Source organism: Streptomyces sp. GbtcB6, from assembly GCF_019091475.1.
In the GTDB taxonomy this organism is placed as follows: domain Bacteria; phylum Actinomycetota; class Actinomycetes; order Streptomycetales; family Streptomycetaceae; genus Streptomyces; species Streptomyces hyaluromycini.
In genome coordinates this window covers 1-238 of sequence record NZ_JAGXJL010000448.1, presented here as the reverse complement: position 1 = coordinate 238, position 238 = coordinate 1, and the positions used below count along the sequence as shown (strand labels likewise).

Here is a 238-nt window from a genome sequence, read left to right as displayed (position 1 = left end):
CCGAGATCTCGTCGACCAGCTCCTGGTAGTCACCCTTGAATTCCCCGGAACACATCGACCCGGCCGCCCGTGCTGTCCGCCACCACGAGGTCGCGGGCGCCGTCGCCGTCCAGGTCGGCCGCCGTCGCGTCGTAGGCGCCGGTGGCGGGCCCGACGGTCAGCCGGGTGAGGGGACCCGAGGCGGAGCCCGTGTACGGCGTGAGCGAGTCGGCCTGGAGGGAGGAGACCAGCTGGACCG

Annotated in this window: 1 pseudogene; it reads right to left on the bottom strand. The window is 73.1% G+C overall.

The window, feature by feature from the left end:
- Nucleotides 1-29 precede the first annotated feature (29 nt).
- Nucleotides 30-238, bottom strand: a pseudogene (locus KVT45_RS55620) (VCBS repeat-containing protein); the annotation flags it as partial.